Genomic DNA, 20,523 nt, shown 5'->3' on the forward strand with positions numbered 1-20,523 from the left:
AGCATGCGACGACCGTCACTCACCTCCAATACGACCGGGCGAGCGGCGAGGTCGTGGTCAATGCTCGTGCGGGGGACAAGCAGGCCAAGATTCGGCTGACGGGTATTCTCAACGGTGTGGAGTGGTGCCCGGTTTCATAGGGTCGAGCCACATCTATACGTGTGGTCAGGACGATTTAACTGATCGATCCCCCCCCCTCTGTCAAGGTAGTTGGAACCTCACCTGATGTTAGACTCTGTAAAAGACGCTACCCGATGGCCGCGAGATTCAGTACGGCTATAACGCGGACGGCAAACTGATCGGGGTTGATGATGGCCACTGGCCGTTGGCTTTCGAGTACGACGAATTCGGTTTGTTGAAAACCGAACATCAGGGCTGGGCGAGCCTTCGTTATCGTTATGATGAATTTGATCGCCTGCACGAAATGGTACTGCCGGACGGCCAGGCGCTGGCTTACCACCGGGACACAGCCGGGTTGTTGTCAGGCATCGACCTGAATGGCCAACCGCTGACTCGCCACCGAATGGCGTCCACCGGCGAGGAAGTCGAACGGCAACAGGGTGAGCTGTTGAGTGCCTATGTATACGATGACGAAGGTCGCCTGACCCAGCACCGGATTCATCAGGGTCGCCTTAAAGACATCAGCGCCCAGCGCGACTACCAGTACGATCCCATCGGCAACCTCAAAAGCATCCAGGACAGCCGCAAAGGGCTCAGACAATACGTCTACGACCCGATGGATCGTTTGGTGGGCGTGCGGGGCGATCTCTATGAGCAACTCATACATGACCCGGCTGGCAACCTCCTGGAGCAAAACCTGGGGGCTTCAAGCGGTCAATCTGCCAATGTGCGCGGTAACCGGCTTACCATGCACGGTGACAGCCATTACGAGTACGACGAATTCGGCAACCTGATTGAGGAGCGTCGAGGTAAAGGCCAGAAACTGGTCACCCGTTATGCCTACGACTGCGAGCACCGACTCACGAGCGTCACCACACCGGATGGCAGCACCTGGCACTACGAGTACGATGCCTTCGGCCGCCGTATCGCTAAAACCAACGGCCTGACACGAACCGAATTCCTCTGGCAGGGCGATCGCCTGATTGCCGAAGAAACCGGGGATCAGTACCGCACCTACCTGTACGAACCTGACAGCTTCAAACCCCTGGCGCTGGTAGATGGCCACGGCCCGGAACAAGCTGAAGTCTATTACTACCACCTGGACCATTTGGGAACGCCCCAGGAACTGACCAGCCAGCATGGCAGGCTCGTTTGGTCAGTCACCTACCGCGCCTACGGGAATGTGGTCCAGCAACAAGTCTCAGAAATCGACAACCCGCTCCGCTTCCAGGGCCAGTACCACGACCCGGAAACCGGCCTGCACTACAACCGGCATCGATACTACAACCCGAATACCGGTCGGTTCATTACGCCGGATCCGATTGGCCTTGCGGGTGGGTTGAATAATTATCAGTATGTGCCTAATCCGACGGGGTGGGTGGATCCGTTGGGGTTGGCGGCACACGAGAAACGTTCACCTGATAGTTCCATAAACACTGAACTTCAGGCTAGCCTTCGTTCACTGCCTGAGGGCAGCTATAGGGTGATAAATCAGGTTGATACGCCGGAAAAACTCGGGTTTGCCAACAATAGGGCGCTTGAAATCGAATTGCTGCAGGACGTCGACGGAGTAAGATTCTACGGAGGCGATGCTGCAAAAGAAGGTGCTTTCGTTGCCGTAGGAAAAATTCCGAATAACTTACAGCATGCACGTCAGCATTTGGCGCTTAGTCCGTTCTATGATGCTTCGGGCCGATCCGTTTATAACACAATGGATAATCTGGTAGATGTTCGTATTCAGAAAGCTGCGAAAGTTTTGATCGGCGAGGTGGCACCTCAGCAATCTAGGGCAGGTAGGCTTTATTCCGGGGGGGGGACGCAGATTCTAACTCAACATTGGCTGCCCGAAAACTCGGGGAAAGTTATTTATATGAAGTCGGAAAAGGTGCGCTAGTTGATATGAAAACTGTGCAGTTCGTTGGCGAAACGCAGGATAAAAAGTTCTGTTTTGTTTTCCAAGATGAAGAAAAGGAAAACTACTATCTTGATGAAGACGTGTGTCGCGTCTCTGGCCTGAGCCCTTTAATTTATGACCAATTGGCTACTAACCGTTCTTTTTTGGTTAGATTTGAGGAAAAGAGTGGTGTTCGTTACATAGTCAGTATAGCGCTAGGGGATTAGAGTGCTACTGAGCAATTGAGCCAGACCTCGTTGAGGAGGGGGAGCCATAAGAAGGAGGAGTTGGTGGCGTTATCGGGCCAGCCTCAGCGCTACTTGGATACCGCGCAGCACTTGCATGATGTACCGAGGCTGGAACCATTCGACACTAGATGCCGTCACCGCTGAACATGCCGTCGCACCGGCCGCAACCCTCACTTCCGGCGCGATTCTGTAATGGCTGGACCGAAAACCGGCGCCATTACAGAATCGAAGTCACTTTACCAACTCCCCACATTCTCCATACTCGCCCAAGGCTCCCGAGCCGGCAGCGCATCGCCTTTCTGCAGCAACTCAATGGAAATCCCGTCCGGTGTCTTGATGAACGCCATATGGCCATCCCGGGGTGGGCGATTGATGGTGACGCCGTTGGCCTGGAGTTTCTCGCACAGGGCGTAGATATCGTCCACGCGGTAGGCCAGATGGCCGAAGTTGCGGCCCCCTGTGTATTCCTCTGGGTCCCAGTTGTAGGTCAGTTCGATCATGGGCGCCTTGTCTTCCCGGGCCCGGGCTTCGTCTTCCGGAGCGGCTAGGAACACCAGGGTGAAGCGCCCTTTTTCGTTGCTTTTACGACTGATTTCTACCATGCCCAGCAAATCGCAGAAGAAGTGCAGCGTGTCGTCCAGGTTGCTCACCCGGATCATGGTGTGCAGGTATTGCATAAGGTACTCCTTAGCTGGCCAGGTTCTGAATTGTGTACCCCACAGTTTACGGTATTCTTCGGCTATGACTAAAAACGAGATTACCGAGACGCTGCTGACGTTCGAGGTGCCGGCGGTCCGGCATCTGGCCTGGTTATGTCTGTCGCCTCAGTTGTTAAAGCATGAGCTCAGTTTCGATCCCGCCGCCCATCTGCCCCCGGAATTCCTGGAGACGTTGAAACGGTGGGAACGGAACCCTGAGGCCCTGCCTGCTCGGTTGACGGAAACGCCGGAGCGTCGGCTTGGCCACTATTTCGAGCGCCTGTACGAGGTGTTACTGCGGGATCTGTTGGGTTGGGACATTGTACTGCAGAATCAGCAGGTTCAGGCCGAGGGGCGAACGCTGGGTGAGCTGGATTTTCTGGTTCGCAACCGGTGCTCCGGCCAACTGGAGCACCACGAAATTGCCATCAAGTTCTATCTCGGCTTCGTAACCGAGGCAAATCAGGTCCGGTGGTACGGACCCAATGCCCGGGATCGGCTGGATCTGAAGACTGAGCGCCTGCTGAATCACCAAAGCCGCTTGTGCCAGCGACCAGAAGCCCAGGGCTTGCTGGCCAGTGTTGGCGTCTGCGAAACAGTTACACCACGAATTTTCATGCCAGGCTATCTGTTCTATCCGGTTGCTCAAACGCTACCTGAGGCCCCGGCACAGGTGCCGAGGGAGCATCTGAAAGGTCACTGGATGAGGCTTGACCAGGCACGGCAGGAGAATATCTCTGGCTGGGTGCCCCTGTTCAAGCCGGACTGGATCGGCCCCTGGGCTCAATCGGCTGAGCCGGATATGGCATTGGCGAGGGCGGCGCTTGATCGGGTGGAGAGCGCCGGGATACCCCAGTTGTTTGCCATTTTGAACAGGCGGCCGGAATCCGATCGCTGGGTAGAGGCCAGTCGGGTGTTCGTTATGCCGCCTCAGTGGCCGGGTGCGGGCGCCTAAGACCATTGTAGGGGCTGTTCGGTTCACAGAAACGGGCGTTGGTCGTTGTCACATTCGTGACACGGTTCTAGAATTCCGGGCTGTTCAGGTGGCATCAGGACGATGCCCGTAAGCCAAGGAAGGAGATGCCCCGATGGAAGATTGGCAAGGATGTCTGTCTCCGGAGTGTCAGACCGCGCTGTTGATGGCCCGAGAAAATGTTGGGCGCCGGGGCGGTTCTGTGATCACTGCCGAAGATTTTCTGCTGGCATTGCTCGATGCCATCCCCGCGATTCCCCCGTTTTTGCAACGCCAGAGTATCGATCTGGACGAACTCGTTCGCACCATTCAGGGTGAGCAGCCCATCGTGACCGAGGTGGTCGGAGACGGTGATCTGTCCTCCCAGTTGATCTATTGGATTGCCTCCGCCCGCGAGTCGGCCGAGGCCCCCTGGCTCGATTGGCCCTTGCTTCTGAAAGCCCTGACGTCCCAGTGTGAGCGGCTTCAGGATAAAGCCTATGTGGCTGTACTCGAGCTTGTGACCTATTGGCCCTCGGCACATGACGTGCCTGTGCCCACCTCCGATGCCCGTTTCGTTGCGCCGGTATCGATTGCTGAACCAGAATGGCTCGCGCTGGCGGAAGATGTTGCGGTTGCCCTAGCGGCCAATCCCGAAGCACTGATTTGGGTTCGAGGGCCGAGGGGTGCCGGCAAGTCGGCCTGGCTGCACTCGCTCCTGAGCACTCCCGGCCTGGCCTGGGTTCAGGTTGATCCTCGCCGGGAGTCCGAAGTGCTGGCCTGTGATCAACCGGTTTTACCGTCAGGTGATTCGTCCTCTGAGCATTGGCCTGCGCTGGTATTGGACAATGTCAGCCCCGCCGATTTGCTGACGTTGATAGCCGAGCCGCTGGGCCTGATCCGGGATCTGGTTTCCGGCTGGTCTGGGCCAATCCTGCTGATTGGTCGTGATTCGATGACGGATTCCAGCGGTGTCGTTCGGTTGGGGCAGTTGCTGGGTCGTGAACCCGAGGTTCTGGAGTTGCCTCCAGTGAGCGTCCGTCAGCGGAGGGCGGTACTCACCGCACATCAACCGGCAATCGAAAAGCGTTGGAATATCCAGGTTTCCCAGGCGGCTCTCGAATATGCGGCTTCCCGACAAAGCAGCTGTGTCAGCACTCCTGGTGGTATGCTGCAGTGGGTACGGCGAGCCGCCGCCCGGCTGGATTTGTTTGCCAGTCGTGGCTCGGTGTCGGCAGCGGCACTGGAAGGCGAAAAAGAGGTGTGGCACCGGCAGTCTCTGGTTGCGCTGGCGCGGGGAGAAGATTGCCATCTCCCGGAGCAGAAAGCCGAGGTCCTGATGATTGAACAGGCGGCGGCGGATGTTCTCTGGCACGAGCGCAAGCGGGCCGGCACGCTCCGACGATTGCTGGTGGACGATCTGCGCGAGGAACTGGAGCGATGGGTTGCAGCGAGGCCCGGGCCGGTTCACTATGTGCGACATTGCGAACAACTGCAGGGAGAATCCTTGGGTGCAGGATCTGGAAATCTACATTCGTGACCTTGAACCGGCCGCGGTCTCCAACTGGCTGGAAGGCCAACTGGACGAATTACAGTTGGACGATACCGACGTCAGTTCGGTGGTGAAGGGCATGGCCAGATATAGCGGCGCGCGGGTGCGCATCACGCTGTATCCGGGCGCTTTCGGCAAACGTTTCACTTCACTGGTGATGGAAGGCGATGAGCTGCCCTGGAACAGCGACCTGGATTGCGCCCGCAGTGCCTGGCGGGCAATGGATACTGAAATCCGCTGCAGCCCGGGAGACTGGAAAGAAGGGGACCCGGTGGAGGACGATAAGTGGTGGCGGCTGGATCATCGCGGCGAGCAGTTGGTGGTCTGGAACTGACAGCCACAAGGTTTTCGGCTTGAAACAAAAAAGCAGCCCCGAGAGGCTGCTTTTTTATTGGCGCGTGCGGGAGCTGTCTCAGTCGCTCAGGATAGACACGTTGTCTGCCTGCAGGCCTTTGTCTGCCTCAACCACGTTGAAGCGCACCAGTTGGCCCTGGCGAAGCACGCGGCGACCACGGCCACGGATGGCGCGGAAGTGCACAAAGATCTCGTCGCCACTGTCACGAACGATAAAGCCGAAGCCTTTCTTGACGTTGAACCACTTGACGGTGCCTTCCTCGTTACCTTCCGGAGTGCTGTCGTCAAAATCGTCTTCGTCGTCGTCATACTGATTGCTGGGCTGGGCACTGCGAGGTGCTGCCTTGCGCGCGGCTGAGTTCCTGGCGGCAGGCTGCTTGCCGGCGAGTGCAATCGCAACAAAGGCGGCAACGGCAAAGACAACAAACGCGAACAGATAGGCCGCTATGCCACCCTGGCTGCCCAGAGCTTCCAGGCCCTGGCCCAACGCCAGGATTTTCAGGGGTTCCGGAGTGGTGGTAAGCAGAAGGCCGAGTACAAACGGTGCCGGAATCGCGATCAGAATGGCAACAAGGATCGCTTTGGCTGGATTACGCATTGGTTGGTTATTCTCCATGGTTTAACACTGACGATAAAAAGCCGGACATCGGGTAACATGGCATGTCTGGCCGGTGAACGCCGCCAACCCCGGGAAAACTGATTATCCCGGCCGCAGGCGGTAAAAGGCGGCATGATACCAGATTACAGAAAGGGCTGACCAAACCTCATGAGCAAAAACTCCCTGGAAGAACGACTGGCAGAACTGGAAATGCGACTTGCGTTCCAGGATGAGCTGATCAACACGTTGAGTGATCAGGTCGCCAAGCAGGAGATGGACATTCGGGAACTGTGGGACGCCAAGAAAATGCTGCACAAGCAACTCAAGGATATCTCGCCGTCCAATATCCGGCGGGAAGAAGAGGAAACACCCCCGCCGCATTATTGATCAGAGGCTCATTGTGAGCCTCTGGTTCGATTCCTTAGGCCAGCAGCTCGACCAGAATCTGTTCGTAGATCTCGGATAGTGTGTCCAGGTCCTCAGCCTTCACACACTCGTCCACCTTGTGAATGGTGGCGTTGATCGGGCCAAGTTCGACCACCTGGGCACCGGTGGGCGCAATGAAGCGACCGTCTGAGGTGCCGCCGGACGTAGACAGTTCTGTTTCACGGCCAGTCACGGTTCGAATGGCATTCTGCGCGGCCGATACCAGCGCGCCTTTGTCGGTCAGGAATGGCCGGCCACTGAGGTGCCATTGCAGATCGTATTTCAGGTTGTGCCGGTCCAGGATAGCGACCACTCTCTCTTCCAGGCTTTCCGCGGTGTTCTCGGTGCAGTAACGGAAGTTGAAGTGCACCAGGCACTCCCCGGGCACAATATTGCTGCCGACGCCGGCCTCGACACGAGTTATCTGGAAGGTGGTAGGCGGGAAGAAGTCGTTGCCGTTGTCCCAGAATTCCTTGGCCAACGCGTCCAGTGCCGGTGCAACGTTGTGGACGGCATTCTCGGCCAGATGCGGGTAGGCCACGTGGCCCTGAACGCCGTGAACGGTGAGGTATCCGTGAAGGGAGCCGCGCCGGCCATTCTTGATGACATCCCCTACCTGGTGGGTGCTGGACGGTTCGCCAATCAGGCACCAGTCCATTTTCTCATTGCGGGCTTCGAGGGTTTCCACCACTTTTACGGTGCCATCCTGGGCCGGGCCTTCCTCATCGCTGGTGATCAGCAGGGCAATCGAGCCCCGATGATTCGGGTGGTTGGCCACAAATCGTTCACAGGCGGTGATGAAGGCCGCCAGGCTTCCCTTCATGTCCGCTGCGCCCCGACCGTGCAGGTAGCCGTCCTTGATGATCGGGTCAAACGGCGGGTGCGCCCAGTTTTTCTCGGGGCCGGTGGGTACCACGTCGGTGTGGCCGGCAAATGCCAGAACCGGCCCATTGTTGCCCTTTCTTGCCCACAGGTTGTCGGTTTCGCCAAAGCGCAGGTTTTCCCCACTGAAACCGAGCGGCGCCAGGCGTGACATCATGAGTTCCTGGCAGCCCGCGTCGTCCGGCGTTACGGATTGGCGGCGGATAAGGTCCTTGGCAAGTTCCAGGGTGGGGGAGAGCGACATAGGGAAACCTGTTCGATAAGGAAAGAGTAGAGGGAATAACACCACAGAACCCCCGGTGTCGGTGGGTTCTGTGGCGGGCTACAGCCTTAGTTGTTGGCGTGCAGTTCTTCGTTCAGTTCAATGGCGGTCTTGTTGGTTTTGCACTCAACCGCACCGGTCTGGCTATTGCGACGGAACAGCAGATCGTTTTTGCTGGCCAGATCGCGGGCTTTCACCACTTCCACCAGTTTGTTGTGGTCATCCAGCAGGGCCACCTTGGTGCCTGAGGTGATGTACAGGCCAGCTTCAACGGTGCAGCGATCGCCCAGCGGGATGCCGATGCCAGCATTGGCGCCCAGCAGGCAGTTCTCGCCCACGGAAATAATGATGTTGCCGCCGCCGGAAAGCGTGCCCATGGTGGAACAGCCGCCGCCCAGATCGGAGCCTTTACCGATCATCACGCCTGCGGAGATGCGCCCTTCGATCATGCTGGTGCCTTCGGTACCGGCGTTGAAGTTGATAAAGCCTTCATGCATGACGGTGGTACCTTCGCCTACGTAGGCCCCCAGACGTACCCTGGCGGTGTCGGCAATACGTACACCCTTGGGCACTACGTAATCCGTCATCTGCGGGAATTTGTCGACCGACTTCACTTCCAGAATACGGCCATCCAGGCGTGCCTGCAGTTGCCGCTCCGGCAGTTCATTCAGGTCAATGGCGCCTTCGTTAGTCCAGGCCAGGTTGGGCAGCAGACCAAAAATGCCGTCCAGCTTCAGGCTGTGGGGCTTGGCCAGGCGGTGTGAGATCAGGTGCAGTTTCAGGTACACCTCCGGCGTGCTGGAAGCGGTATCGTCCGTTGCCAGTACGGTGACTACCACGGGGCGCTTGCTCTCAGCCGCTTTCTCGGCCAGTTTGGCCTGGTCTGTCCGGCCCAGTTGGCGAAGGGCGTTGGCAAACTGTGCCAGTTGTTCTGCTTTCACGCTGATGGCCTGGTTGCCACCTTTATAGTCCAGCGCAGACTCAACCACGTCGATCAGGTCTCTGTCGGGTGTCATGATCGGCTGCTGGTAGTACACCTCCAGCCATTCGCCCTGGTTGTTCTGGGTGCCGATTCCGATACCGAATGCAAAACTCATCTGGTGGTTGCTCCTGTTGTCATTAAATAGTCAGAAAAATTCAGCCCAGCCACGCAGACCAGTCGTCTGCGTTGAACCCCACGCTTACGCCGTCTCCGCGCTCGACGACAGGGCGTTTGATGATGGAGGGGTTGTCCAGCATGATCTGGTGGGCACTTTGGGCGCTAATGGTATCACGAACCTCGTCGGGAAGTTTTCGCCAGGTGGTCCCGCGTTTGTTCAGGAGCGTTTCCCAGCCAACGGCCTGCTCCCACTGGCTGAGCTTCTCGCTGCTCAGGCCGTCTTTCTTGAAATCATGGAACTCATAGTCCACGCCGTGTTCATCCAGCCACTTCCGGGCCTTTTTGACGGTGTCGCAGTTGCGGATGCCATATAACTTCATTGTTTAAAACCTTTTACGAACTCAACGATACGTTTCGCGGCCTCAACGCATTCCTCCAGGGGAGCCACCAGCGCCATGCGCACGCGGTTTTCACCCGGGTTGTGGCCGTTTACCGTGCGCGACAGATATCGGCCCGGCAATACGTGTACGTTCTGTCGGGCAGACAGTTCCCGGGCGAAAGTTTCGTCGTCCATGGGCGTCTCCGGCCAGAGGTAGAAGCCGGCATCCGGGAAGTCGACGTTCATCACTTCGCGCAGAATGGGCACGACTGCCTCGAACTTGGCCCGGTAGGCGGCGCGGTTTTCGCGCACATGGTCTTCATCGCTCCAGGCGGCGATACTGGCCAGTTGATTATGTATAGGCATGGCACAGCCGTGGTAGGTGCGGTATTTCAGATAGCCGGCCAGCACCTCGGCGTCGCCGGCCACAAAGCCGGACCGCAGGCCCGGCAGGTTGCTGCGTTTGGACAGGCTGTGGAATACCACACAGCGCTTGAAATCGTGGCGGCCGATGGCGGCGCAGGTTTGCAGCAAGCCTTCCGGCGGGTTGGCTTCGTCCGGGTAGAGCTCTGAATAGCACTCGTCCGAGGCAATCAGGAAATCGTGCCGGTCAGCCAGTTCAATCACTTTTACCAGGGTTTCCCTCGGAATCACCGCTCCACTCGGATTGCCGGGTGAGCACAGGAACAGGATCTGGCAGTTCTCCCAGACCGACTCGGGCACGGCGTCGAAGTCCGGAATGAAGCCGTTGCTGCCATCGCAGGGCAGATAAACCGGTGTGGCGCCGGCCAGGAAGGCTGCGCCTTCGTAGATCTGATAGAAAGGATTGGGGCTGACCACGGTGGCGGGTTTGCCAGCATCCACAACCGCCTGAACCAGGGCGAAGATGGCTTCGCGGGTTCCGTTTACAGGCACCACGTGGCGGTTCGGATCCAATGACGCCGGTGCAAGATCAAACCGGTGGGTTGCCCATGCGGCAATCGCGCTACGAAGTTCGTCCGTGCCTTTGGTCGTGGGGTAATTCGCCAGTTTATCCAGATTATCGGCAATAACGTCCTTTACGAAGGCTGGCGATGGGTGCTTGGGCTCACCAATTCCCAGGGAGATGGGCGCCAGATGTTCTGGCACCGAAATGCCGGCCTTCAGTTTGGCCAGTTTCTCGAAGGGATAGGGGTGAAGTCTTTCCAGATTGGGGTTCATTGAATCTCGTCCAGCATTTTACAGAGGTCCTGTTGCAGGGCCTGGCACACGCCCGGGTCGCGCAGGGGTTCGCCCTGTTCGTCGGTGATGAAGAACACGTCTTCAACTCGTTCTCCCAGCGTGGCAATCTTGGCGTTGGTCAGCCGCACCCGGTGTTCCAGCAACACCTGGCCAATCCGCGCCAGCAGACCGGGGCGGTCCGGCGTGATCAGTTCCATCACCGTGCGCTGATTGATGGTGTCGTTGGAGAAGGTCACCTCGGTCGGGAATGCAAAGTGTTTCAACTGCCTTGGCGTTCTGCGATGGATGATGTCCGGATAGTCTTCCGGGTCGTCCAGTTCTTCAATCAGTCGCTTGCGGACGCGCTCCTTCCGGGCCGGGTCGATACCCAGCGGCTGGCCCTTGTCATCCAGAACCACATAGGAGCTGATGGAATAGGGGCCTTCGGTGGAATTGATGCGGGCATCCACAATGTTCAGGTTCAGCTGTTCCAGAACAGCGGTGGTGGCGGCAAACAGGGCGACGCGATCTTTCATGTAGATGATGATCTGCGAATAGCCATCCGTGGGGCCGCCCCGGGTGTCGCGGATCAGCACCAGTGGATCCGGGTTATCGCCGTGGCGAATGATGGCGGCGGTTTGCCAGGCGATGTCGACAGTGGAATCCTGCAGGAAGTACTCGTCGTCCACGGTATCCCAGATGTTGTCTATCTGTTCGTCGGTCATATTCTGGGCATGAAGGATTTCCCTGGCTTCCTCCTGGGTGGCCCGGATCCAGGACTGCCGGTCTACCGGATTGTCAGTGCCGCGGCGCAGCGCCCGTTTGGTTTCTATATAAAGCTGGCGCAACAACGACGCGCGCCAGGTGTTCCACAGTTTGGGATTGGTGGCACTGATATCGCAAACCGTGAGGATGTAGAGATAGTCCAGGTGGGCGAGGCTGGGTACCGCGCGGGCAAAGGCCTGAATGATGTCCGGGTCGGAAATATCCTTGCGCTGCGCGGTCATCGACATCAACAGGTGGTTTTCCACCAGCCAGGACACCAGTTGGGTGTCCCGTTCACTGAGATGGTGCCGCTCGCAAAAGGCTTCGGCATCAATGGCGCCAAGCTCGGAATGGTCGCCGCCCCGGCCTTTCGCCACGTCGTGGTAGAGGCCGGCAATAAACAAGGTTTCCAGTTTGGGTAGCCGGTGTATCAGGCGCGAGGCCAGGGGGTATTCGGTTCGGGCCTCGGTGCTGTTGAGCCTCACCATATTGCGGATCACCCGCATGGTGTGGGCGTCTACCGTATAGATATGGAAAAGGTCGTGTTGCATCTGCCCGATGATCTGGCCGAACTCCGGCAGGTAGCGGCCCAGCACGTTGTACTTCTTCATGGCCGACAGAGTCTGGTCCAGGGCGTGGGGCGTGCGTAGCAGCTCCATAAACAGCGTGGTGACGGCCAGGTCAGACCGGAACGCGTCATCAATCAGATGCCTGTGGGCCCGGAGTGAGCGAATCGTGGTGGCCCGGATACCTTTGATCTCCGGGTGTTGCGCCATCAGCACGAAGATTTCCATGATCGCGTACGGGGCGTAGGCGAACACCTGATTGTTCACCGCTTCAATGTAAAGGTTGCGAACCTGGAAACGTTTGTTCAGGGGGCGGATTTCATCTTCGCCGCCGCTGCCAATGATGGCTTCGTCATAATACTGCAGGATCACGTCGGCCAGCTCCGCCAGTGCAAGCACAGTGCGGTAGTACTGCTGCATCATCAGCTCTACGCCCAGACGTTTACCTTCGTCCTGGTAACCGAGCATTTGTGCCAGGGCGCGCTGGTGGTCAAATAACAGTCGATTTTCATTGCGGTCGGCCAGCAGTTGAAGGCCAAATCGGAGCCGCCAGAGGAAGGTCTCCCCCTGGTACAGAATCTGGTGCTCTTCTTCGGTCAGGATGCTGAAGCGGGTGAGGTCGGCAATATTCTGCAGGCCGAAATGGCGCTTGGTGATCCAGCCGATGGTCTGGATATCCCGAAGGGCGCCAGGAGAGCCTTTGACGTTGGGCTCCAGATTGTATTCCGTGTCGCCGTACTTCTTGTGACGTTGCTGCTGTTCTTCACGTTTGGCGAGGAAGTAGTCCCGATCGGAGCTGACGTCGTCCGAATACACCATCTCACTGAGTTCAGCCCGTAAACCATCCGGGCCTGCGATCGTGCGTGTTTCCAGCAGGTTGGTCAGAATGGTGATGTCTTCCCGGGCGGCCTGGATGGATTCCGCCAGGCTGCGAACGCTGTGGCCAATATCCAGTTTGAGGTCCCAGAGCAGGGTGACAAACGCTCCCAGGTCTTCCTGCCAGTCCTCTTCTATGCCATTGCGGGTCAGGATCAGCAGGTCAATATCGGAATGAGGGTGCAGCTCGCCCCGGCCATACCCCCCCACGGCCACCAGTGCAATGTCTGCGGAGCGGGAGAACGGGTATCGGTTCCAGATCAGCCGGAGAACCTTGTCGATGGTGTTGGCCCTGGCGAGAACCAGGGCACGGACATCGGCGCCTTGCTGAAATGCCTCAGCATCAGCGTTGTAGCTTTCCCGCAAGAGTTCGCGTGCGGCAAACACCGGTGAGGTGTCGTTACTGATGCGGGACTCCAGCTCACTCCGGTCCACTTAGATGGACTCTTCCGATCGCTTGGTCAGTACTTCGTGGCCATCGGCAGTTACCAGGATGGTGTGTTCCCACTGGGCGGACAACTTGTGGTCCTTGGTCACGGCGGTCCAGCCGTCGGCCAGCATCTTGGTGTGGTACTTGCCCTGGTTCAGCATGGGTTCGATGGTGAAGGTCATGCCTTCTTTCAGTTCCAGGCCGGTGCCGGGCTTGCCGTAGTGCATCACCTGTGGCTCTTCGTGGAATACCGCGCCAATGCCATGGCCGCAGTAGTCCCGAACGATCGAGTAGCGGTGTTTTTCGGCGTGCTGCTGGATCACATGGCCGATGTCGCCCAAGCGTGCGCCCGGCTTGACCAGTTCGATACCTTTATAGAGGCACTCCTGGGTAATCTGGACCAGTCGCTCGGTGCCGGGCTTGGGCTTGCCGACAACCCACATCTTGCTGGTATCGCCGTGGTAGCCGTCTTTAATAACTGTCACATCGATATTAATGATGTCGCCGTCTTTCAGTACTTTCTTGTCTGAAGGGATGCCGTGGCAGACAACGTGGTTGACCGAGGTGCAGATAGACTTCGGAAATCCCTTGTAATTGAGCGGGGCCGGAATGGCTTTCTGCTCGTTCACAATGTAGTCGTGGCAGATGCGGTCGAGTTCCTCGGTGGTTACGCCGGGCTTTACGTGCTCGTCGATCATCTCCAGAACTTCAGCAGCCAGGCGGCCGGCTACGCGCATCTTTTCGATTTCTTCGGGGGTCTTGATAGATACCTGCATCGGACTTCCTGTTGATTTGCGTCAAACAGCAATTTTAAGGGGCATGTGGGTAAGGTACAAGGTGGGGTGGTGCTATGGATGCCATAGCTGCGGGTTAAGTTACGGGGCAAAAATAATGGCGTGCGGCAGGCGCTTTGTGGTATAAACGCGCCCGCCGGAAACGAATCCGGCAAATTCACACACGTGTCAGCACGTTGTCCCAGGGTGCCGGCTCCTGTTTAAAGGAGGCTGGTTGGGTCAATCGGACGCGTGGAGGACTAACCCGAAGCTAAAAGGTAACTATCATGGCTCAGGTAAATATGCGTGACCTGCTCAAGGCAGGTGCTCACTTCGGTCACCAGACTCGCTACTGGAACCCGAAAATGTCGAAGTTCATCTTCGGCGCCCGTAACAAGATTCATATCATCAACCTGGAGCAGACTGTTCCGGCCATGAATGAAGCGCTGAACTTCATTCAGTCTCTGGCTGAGAACAAGAACAAGATCCTGTTTGTTGGTACCAAGCGCGCGGCTTCCAAGATCATCAAGGAAGAAGCTCAGCGTTCCGGTCAGCCTTACGTTAACCATCGCTGGTTGGGTGGTATGCTGACCAACTACAAGACCATCCGTCAGTCTATCCGTCGCTATCGTGATCTGGAAGCTCAGAGCCAGGACGGTACTTTCGACAAGCTGACCAAGAAAGAAGCCCTTGAGCGTACCCGTGAGATGGATAAGCTCGAGCGCTCCATCGGTGGTATCAAGGATATGGGTGGCCTGCCGGATGCCCTGTTCGTTATCGACGTAGACCACGAGCGTATCGCCATCAAGGAAGCCAACAAGCTGGGTATTCCTGTTATCGGTGTTGTTGATACCAACAGCGATCCCGATGGTGTTGATTACGTAATCCCGGGTAACGATGACGCCATCCGCGCTATCCAGATCTACGTGAAAGCCGTTGCCGATACCTGTCTGGAAGCTTCCCAGTCTGCCGGCGCTGGCGCTGACGAGTTTGTTGAAGTCAGCGAAGATGCTGCAGGCGCTGCTCCGGCCGCCGAGTAACATCCAGGCTTAACGTTTGAGTTGTAAGGTATGCCCGCCTGTATATGCGGGTATACCTCCCCACCGAATTCGGAAAAGACAAGAGGATTGAACATGGCTGCAATTACCGCTGCAATGGTCAAAGAGCTGCGTGAGCGTACTGGCCTTGGCATGATGGAGTGCAAAAAAGCACTGGTTGAAGCTGAAGGCAATGTTGAAACTGCGATTGAAGAGCTGCGCAAGTCTTCCGGTCTGAAAGCCGCCAAGAAGGCCGGCCGTACTGCCGCTGAAGGCGTGTCTCTGGTCAAGGTGTCTGACGACAACACCGTGGCCTTCATTCTGGAAGTGAACTCCGAAACTGACTTCGTTGCTCGCGACGACAACTTCATGAACTTCGCCAACGACGTTCTGAATGTTGCCTTCGAGAAGGGCGAAACTGACGTTGCCAAGCTGATGGAAGGCGACCTGGAAGCCAAGCGTGAGGCGCTGGTTCAGAAGATCGGTGAAAACATCACCGTTCGTCGCATCATCAAGGTTGAAGGCCCGGTTGTGGGTGGTTACGTGCACAGCAACAACAAGATCGCTTCCGTTGTTGCCCTGACTGCAGGTAACGAAGAGCTGGCTCGCGATATCGCCATGCACGTTGCTGCTGTTAACCCGCGCGTTGGTAAGCCTGACGACATGCCGGCTGAAGAGCTGGAAAAAGAGAAAGAGATCATCAAGGCCCAGCCGGATATGGAAGGCAAGCCTGCTGAGATCGTTGAAAAGATGATGGGTGGCCGCATCAAGAAGTTCCTGGCTGAAAACAGCCTGGTTGAGCAGCCGTTCGTCAAGAACCCGGACCAGAAAGTGGGTGACCTGATCAAGTCGGCCGGTGGCGACCTGGTTGGTTTCATTCGCCTGGAAGTGGGTGAAGGCATCGAGAAAGAAGAAGTGGATTTTGCTGCTGAAGTGGCTGCTGCCGCTGGCACAGGCAAGGCCTGATTCCTCTTCGAGGCACTGCCGTGCAATATGGCAGTGCCACCTGAGTCTGCCACGTCAGCCGGGTTCGCCCGGCTTTCGTGGCGGGCTTGTATCTGAGATACCCCTTTTTTGAGGAGTATGTCAGATACAAGCCTGCAACGGGTTTGCGCCGGATAGCCAACAGACGAGAAGGGGACCACCATGCCGACATCTTCGAAAAACCAGCCCAGATACAAGCGTGTTCTGCTCAAGCTCAGTGGCGAAGCCCTGATGGGAGAGCACGATTTCGGTATTGATCCCAAAGTTCTTGATCGTATGGCCCTGGAAATCGGTGCCCTTATTGGCATTGGTGTTCAAGTGGGGCTGGTCATTGGCGGTGGCAACCTGTTTCGCGGTGCAGCCCTCAATGCGGCAGGCCTTGATCGCGTGACTGGAGACCACATGGGGATGCTGGCCACGGTCATGAACGGCCTGGCCATGCGTGATGCGCTGGAGCGCTCGAACATCCGTACCCGCGTGATGTCTGCTATCCCCATGAGCGGTATTGTTGAGCATTATGACCGTCGCCGTGCGGTGCGGGATCTCAAGGAAGGTGACGTGGTCATCTTCAGTGCGGGTACCGGCAACCCGTTCTTCACCACGGACTCGGCGGCCTGCCTGCGAGGCATTGAAATTGAGGCTGACGCAGTGCTGAAGGCAACCAAGGTAGATGGCGTTTACTCGGCTGATCCCCATCTTGATCCTACCGCAGTAAAATACGATCACCTGACCTATGATGAGGTTCTGGACAAGAAGCTGGGCGTGATGGATCTCACGGCCATCTGCCTGGCGCGGGATCACGGTATGCCGCTGCGGGTCTTCGACATGAACCGCCCCGGTGTGCTCACGCGCATTGTGACCGGGGAACGGGAAGGCACATTGATTGAATGAATAAGGCTGCCGGCGCCTGAAGTGCCGGCTTCCTGCATGGAACCAGACGAACGAATTGAGGAAGCTGACGTGATTAACGACATCAAAGCTGAAGCCGAAAAGAAAATGAAAAAGAGCCTGGAAGCTCTGCACTCGGCTTTCAATAAAATCCGTACCGGGCGTGCCCATCCGGCGATCCTGGACAGCGTAATGGTGAACTACTACGGTCAGGAAACACCGCTGAAGCAGGTGGCCAGCGTGAACGTGGAAGATAACCGGACGTTGACCGTTGCGCCCTGGGAAAAGAATCTGGTGCCCACGATTGAAAAGGCGATCATGACGTCTGACCTTGGCCTGAATCCGGCCACCAGTGGCGACATCATCCGCGTGCCCATGCCGATGCTGACCGAAGAGACCCGTAAAGAAATGGTCAAGCAGGCAAAGGCTGATGCGGAGCACGGTCGGGTGTCTATTCGTAACGCTCGTCGCGATGCTAATCACATGATCAAAGAGCTGGTTAAGGAAAAGGAGATCAGCGAAGACGATCAGCACCGTGGCGAAGATGAAATTCAGAAGCTCACCGACAAATACATCGCCGAAGTTGAAAAGATGTTGAAGTCGAAGGAAGAGGACCTGATGGCGGTTTAAGCGCCCGGGTTCATTCAGGAGCAGGATCAGCGGCGGGGGAGTCCCGCCGCACAGAGGATTTCATGACGGCAAAAGTTACCGCAGAAATTCCGGTGGCAGCAGATAACTGCCCCCGGCATGTCGCCATTATCATGGATGGCAATAACCGCTGGGCCAAAGCGCACCGGCTTAAGGGAGTGGCGGGCCACAAGGCCGGGGTGGATGCGGTCAAGGCGGTGGTGGAAACCTGCGCCAAAGAGGGCGTGGAGGTATTGACCCTGTTTGCCTTTTCCAGCGAGAACTGGCGCCGGCCCAAGGACGAAGTATCAGCTCTTATGCGTCTGTTCCTGATCGCATTGGAGCGGGAAGTCCGTAAACTACATCGCAACAATATCCGCCTACGGATTATCGGTGATCGTTCAGCCTTCAATCCAGCGCTCCAGGAACATATGGAGAAAGCCGAGGCCCTGACCCGTGACAATACCCGTATGACGGTGGTGATTGCGGCCAATTACGGTGGCCATTGGGACATAACCCAGGCGACCCGTAAGGTGGCGGAGCAAGTGAAGGCGGGTCAGCTGGAACCGTCAGATATCACCGATGACCTGATCCAGGAGCACTTGAGCATCGGTGATCTTCCCATGCCGGATCTCCTTATCCGGACAGCAGGCGAACAGCGCATCAGCAATTTCCTGTTATGGCACCTGGCCTACACCGAATTCTACTTTTCCGAGGTGTTCTGGCCGGATTTCAAGCGCGAGCAAATGCTCAAGGCGCTTGATGCCTATGCCCATCGACAGCGCCGTTTCGGTCAGACCGACGACCAGATTGCTGCTCGCGCTGCACAACAATAACGACCAAGCGACCAATACCGTGCTTAAAACCCGAATCATTACCGCACTCATCCTGGCGCCGATTGCAATCGGTGGTATTTTTTTCCTTCCGCCTCTGGGGTTCGCCCTGTTTACCGGCGCCATCATCACGTTAGGGGCCTGGGAATGGGCCAATATGTCCGGAATCGAAAGCCAGCCCGGACGCGTCGGGTATGCACTGGTTATGGCGGCGCTTCTCTATGCCCTGGGTGACCTGCCAGCATTGTTGGTGCTTTGGCTGGCGATTGCCTGGTGGCTGGTTTGTTTCTGGCTGGTCAGACGGTATCCCGCCGGATCCGAGTGCTGGGGCGCTATCCCGGTCAGGGCGCTGATGGGGTTCATGGTACTGGTGCCCGCGTGGGTGGGCCTGAATCACCTTCGCAATGGCGGCTTCCAGTTTGGCGACGTGGCCAACAATCTGGTCGTTATTCTGTATATTTTTCTGGTGGTGTGGGTGGCTGATATCGGCGCCTATTTTGCCGGCCGCGCCTTTGGTAAAGCCAAGCTGGCGCCTCGCGTCAGTCCCGGCAAATCCTGGGCTGGCGTATGGGGAGGATTGGCTGCAGTGGCCTTACTCGCCATTGTGGCCAGCCTTCTGGCCAACGCAGGTGTCGCGGAAGCCATGCTGTTGGTGGTGGCAAGTCTGGTGACCGGTTTTGTCTCGGTTCTTGGAGATTTACTTGAAAGCATGCTGAAGCGCTTTCGAGGCATCAAGGACAGCAGTCAGCTGCTGCCCGGGCATGGCGGCATTATGGATCGTATCGACAGCCTCACCGCGGCCATTCCGGTATTTGCCCTGATGATTACTCTGTTGGGCTGGTTGACCGCCGGCCAGGTCGTGGCATGACGAAACGCTCGATTACGGTTCTCGGCGCAACCGGCTCCATTGGCTTGAGTACCCTGGATGTTATTCGCAGGCATCCAGGCCGTTTTTCAGTGTATGCCCTGACCGCAGGAACCCGGGCGGATGAATTGGCAACCCTGTGCCGTGAATTTCGACCGGCCGTTGCGGTGATGGCCGATGCAGAAGCTGCTGAACGCCTGAAGGCGTTGTTGGCGGATATGCCCGAGACCCGCGTGCTGGCGGGAGAAACGGGGCTCTGTGAGGTGGCGGCTTCGGCGGCGTCGGACACCGTGATGGCTGCCATTGTCGGCGCTGCCGGCCTGGCGCCAACGCTGGCCGCAGTCCGGGCCGGCAAACGCGTTCTTCTCGCCAACAAAGAAGCGTTGGTGATGTCCGGCAAACTGTTTATGGATGCGGTTGAGCGTCACGGGGCCGAGCTGCTGCCCATTGATTCTGAACATAATGCCATTTTTCAGTGTATGCCGGCAGACAAGGTGCGAGACCCTCGCGGCGCGGGTATTACCCGTATCCTTCTGACCGCCTCCGGTGGACCTTTCCGGGAGTATGCGGCTGAGGACTTACGGGCGGTGACGCCGGCACAGGCCTGCGCCCACCCTAACTGGTCAATGGGTCAGAAGATTTCTGTGGACTCTGCAACCCTGATGAACAAAGGCCTGGAGTTGATTGAAGCCTGCTGGCTGTTCAATACTACGCCGGCAAACGTGCAGGTTCATGTCCACCCCGAAAGCATCATTCACTCCATGGTTGAATATGCCGACGGCTCGGTGCTTGCCCAGTTGGGAAGCCCGGATATGCGCACCCCCATTGCCAATGGTCTGGCCTGGCCTGAGCGTATTGAGGCTGGTGTCGCGCCCCTGGATTTATTCGCCATTGGCCGTTTTCACTTTGAACGCCCGGATTTGCAGCGTTTCCCCTGTTTGCGCCTTGCGGCCGAAGCCTTTGCTGCAGGCGGTACAGCGCCTTCGGTACTCAATGCCGCGAACGAGGTTGCAGTGGCGGCGTTTCTGGAAGGCCGGCTGTGCTTTGCCGATATCCCCGTTATTATAGAGCGAACCCTGACGGCCACAGAGGTTGTACCGGCGGATAGCTTCGACACCATTTTCGCCAAAGATGCCGAGGCTCGCCGCCGGGCCAGGGAACAGATCAGCCTGCTGGCTGTCTGACGTCTCTGGGCCTGACAGGCCGCCCATTCAG

At 57.5% G+C, this 20,523-nt stretch carries 20 protein-coding genes and 1 pseudogene; 13 read left to right on the top strand and 8 right to left on the bottom strand.

The features are described 5' to 3' along the window. Nucleotides 1-241: 241 nt before the first annotated feature. Nucleotides 242-1,555 (top strand): annotated as a pseudogene (locus Q674_RS29920) (RHS repeat domain-containing protein); the annotation flags it as partial. A 464-nt stretch (nt 1,556-2,019) separates the two neighbouring features. Further along, nucleotides 2,020-2,241 (top strand): hypothetical protein, encoded by a 222-nt coding sequence (locus Q674_RS29925; RefSeq protein WP_023008779.1) that lies wholly within the window; start codon nt 2,020-2,022, stop codon nt 2,239-2,241. 257 nt (nt 2,242-2,498) lie between these two features. Here the strand turns inward: Q674_RS29925 and Q674_RS29930 are convergent, their stop codons facing one another. Continuing rightward, complete coding sequence (locus Q674_RS29930) at nt 2,499-2,939, bottom strand: VOC family protein (RefSeq protein WP_023008780.1); 441 nt, start codon at nt 2,937-2,939, stop codon at nt 2,499-2,501. 64 nt (nt 2,940-3,003) lie between these two features. Here Q674_RS29930 and Q674_RS29935 point away from each other — a divergent pair, with 64 nt between their 5' ends. From Q674_RS29935 to Q674_RS29945, 3 genes are all read left to right on the top strand, one after another. Further along, nucleotides 3,004-3,915: a DUF1853 family protein gene (locus Q674_RS29935; RefSeq protein WP_023008781.1), complete on the top strand. Its 912-nt coding sequence runs from the start codon at nt 3,004-3,006 to the stop codon at nt 3,913-3,915. A gap of 133 nt (nt 3,916-4,048) precedes the next feature. Beyond that, nucleotides 4,049-5,452, top strand: coding sequence for a hypothetical protein (locus Q674_RS29940; protein WP_023008782.1), 1,404 nt, complete (start codon nt 4,049-4,051; stop codon nt 5,450-5,452). Beyond that, nucleotides 5,424-5,798 carry a hypothetical protein gene (locus Q674_RS29945; RefSeq protein WP_011786016.1) on the top strand — a complete coding sequence of 125 codons (375 nt, stop codon included), beginning with the start codon at nt 5,424-5,426 and terminating at the stop codon, nt 5,796-5,798. Before Q674_RS29940 ends, Q674_RS29945 begins: the two co-directional genes overlap by 29 nt. Nucleotides 5,799-5,876: 78 nt before the next feature. Here Q674_RS29945 and Q674_RS41600 read toward each other — a convergent pair whose 3' ends face one another. Further along, on the bottom strand, nt 5,877-6,416 hold the full coding sequence (locus Q674_RS41600; RefSeq protein WP_011786015.1) for a cold-shock protein: 540 nt from the start codon (nt 6,414-6,416) through the stop codon (nt 5,877-5,879). A gap of 168 nt (nt 6,417-6,584) precedes the next feature. Between Q674_RS41600 and Q674_RS29955 the strand changes: the two genes are divergently transcribed. Then, nucleotides 6,585-6,803 carry a SlyX family protein gene (locus Q674_RS29955; protein ID WP_011786014.1) on the top strand — a complete coding sequence of 73 codons (219 nt, stop codon included), beginning with the start codon at nt 6,585-6,587 and terminating at the stop codon, nt 6,801-6,803. 34 nt (nt 6,804-6,837) lie between these two features. Here Q674_RS29955 and dapE read toward each other — a convergent pair whose 3' ends face one another. The 6 genes from dapE to map form a co-directional block, all read right to left on the bottom strand. After that, the gene (dapE, locus tag Q674_RS29960) at nt 6,838-7,968 is read right to left on the bottom strand and encodes a succinyl-diaminopimelate desuccinylase (RefSeq protein ID WP_023008783.1); all 1,131 of its coding nucleotides are present in this window, start codon (nt 7,966-7,968) and stop codon (nt 6,838-6,840) included. A gap of 86 nt (nt 7,969-8,054) precedes the next feature. Continuing rightward, nucleotides 8,055-9,083 (bottom strand): 2,3,4,5-tetrahydropyridine-2,6-dicarboxylate N-succinyltransferase, encoded by a 1,029-nt coding sequence (gene dapD, locus Q674_RS29965; RefSeq protein ID WP_022991540.1) that lies wholly within the window; start codon nt 9,081-9,083, stop codon nt 8,055-8,057. Between the two features lie 40 nt (nt 9,084-9,123). After that, nucleotides 9,124-9,465 carry an ArsC family reductase gene (locus tag Q674_RS29970; RefSeq protein ID WP_011786011.1) on the bottom strand — a complete coding sequence of 114 codons (342 nt, stop codon included), beginning with the start codon at nt 9,463-9,465 and terminating at the stop codon, nt 9,124-9,126. After that, on the bottom strand, nt 9,462-10,664 hold the full coding sequence (gene dapC / locus Q674_RS29975) for a succinyldiaminopimelate transaminase (RefSeq protein ID WP_023008784.1): 1,203 nt from the start codon (nt 10,662-10,664) through the stop codon (nt 9,462-9,464). Before dapC ends, Q674_RS29970 begins: the two co-directional genes overlap by 4 nt. Continuing rightward, complete coding sequence (locus Q674_RS29980) at nt 10,661-13,306, bottom strand: [protein-PII] uridylyltransferase (RefSeq protein WP_023008785.1); 2,646 nt, start codon at nt 13,304-13,306, stop codon at nt 10,661-10,663. The genes dapC and Q674_RS29980 overlap by 4 nt, the downstream gene beginning before the upstream one ends. Then, entirely contained in the window at nt 13,307-14,077 is a 771-nt protein-coding gene (map, locus tag Q674_RS29985) for a type I methionyl aminopeptidase (protein ID WP_023008786.1), read from the bottom strand. 284 nt (nt 14,078-14,361) lie between these two features. On the opposite strand from map, the gene rpsB reads away from it, so the two are divergent. The 7 genes from rpsB to ispC all read left to right on the top strand — a co-directional run bounded on the left by rpsB (nt 14,362) and on the right by ispC (nt 20,492). Further along, nucleotides 14,362-15,114 carry a 30S ribosomal protein S2 gene (gene rpsB, locus Q674_RS29990; RefSeq protein ID WP_011786007.1) on the top strand — a complete coding sequence of 251 codons (753 nt, stop codon included), beginning with the start codon at nt 14,362-14,364 and terminating at the stop codon, nt 15,112-15,114. Between the two features lie 93 nt (nt 15,115-15,207). Beyond that, a complete protein-coding gene (tsf, locus tag Q674_RS29995) occupies nt 15,208-16,077 on the top strand; it encodes a translation elongation factor Ts (RefSeq protein ID WP_014421998.1) in 870 nt (289 codons plus the stop codon). Between the two features lie 180 nt (nt 16,078-16,257). Next, nucleotides 16,258-16,986 (top strand): UMP kinase, encoded by a 729-nt coding sequence (gene pyrH / locus Q674_RS30000; RefSeq protein ID WP_011786005.1) that lies wholly within the window; start codon nt 16,258-16,260, stop codon nt 16,984-16,986. Nucleotides 16,987-17,055: 69 nt separating this feature from the next. Next, on the top strand, nt 17,056-17,613 hold the full coding sequence (frr, locus tag Q674_RS30005; protein WP_031210096.1) for a ribosome recycling factor: 558 nt from the start codon (nt 17,056-17,058) through the stop codon (nt 17,611-17,613). Between the two features lie 62 nt (nt 17,614-17,675). Next, a complete protein-coding gene (uppS, locus tag Q674_RS30010; RefSeq protein ID WP_022991545.1) occupies nt 17,676-18,446 on the top strand; it encodes a polyprenyl diphosphate synthase in 771 nt (256 codons plus the stop codon). Nucleotides 18,447-18,465: 19 nt separating this feature from the next. Beyond that, on the top strand, nt 18,466-19,311 hold the full coding sequence (locus Q674_RS30015; RefSeq protein WP_031210098.1) for a phosphatidate cytidylyltransferase: 846 nt from the start codon (nt 18,466-18,468) through the stop codon (nt 19,309-19,311). Beyond that, nucleotides 19,308-20,492 (top strand): 1-deoxy-D-xylulose-5-phosphate reductoisomerase, encoded by a 1,185-nt coding sequence (gene ispC, locus Q674_RS30020; RefSeq protein WP_023008788.1) that lies wholly within the window; start codon nt 19,308-19,310, stop codon nt 20,490-20,492. The genes Q674_RS30015 and ispC overlap by 4 nt, the downstream gene beginning before the upstream one ends. Nucleotides 20,493-20,523 lie beyond the last annotated feature (31 nt).

Origin of the sequence: Marinobacter sp. EVN1, from assembly GCF_000475375.1 — a bacterium.
In the GTDB taxonomy this organism is placed as follows: domain Bacteria; phylum Pseudomonadota; class Gammaproteobacteria; order Pseudomonadales; family Oleiphilaceae; genus Marinobacter; species Marinobacter nauticus.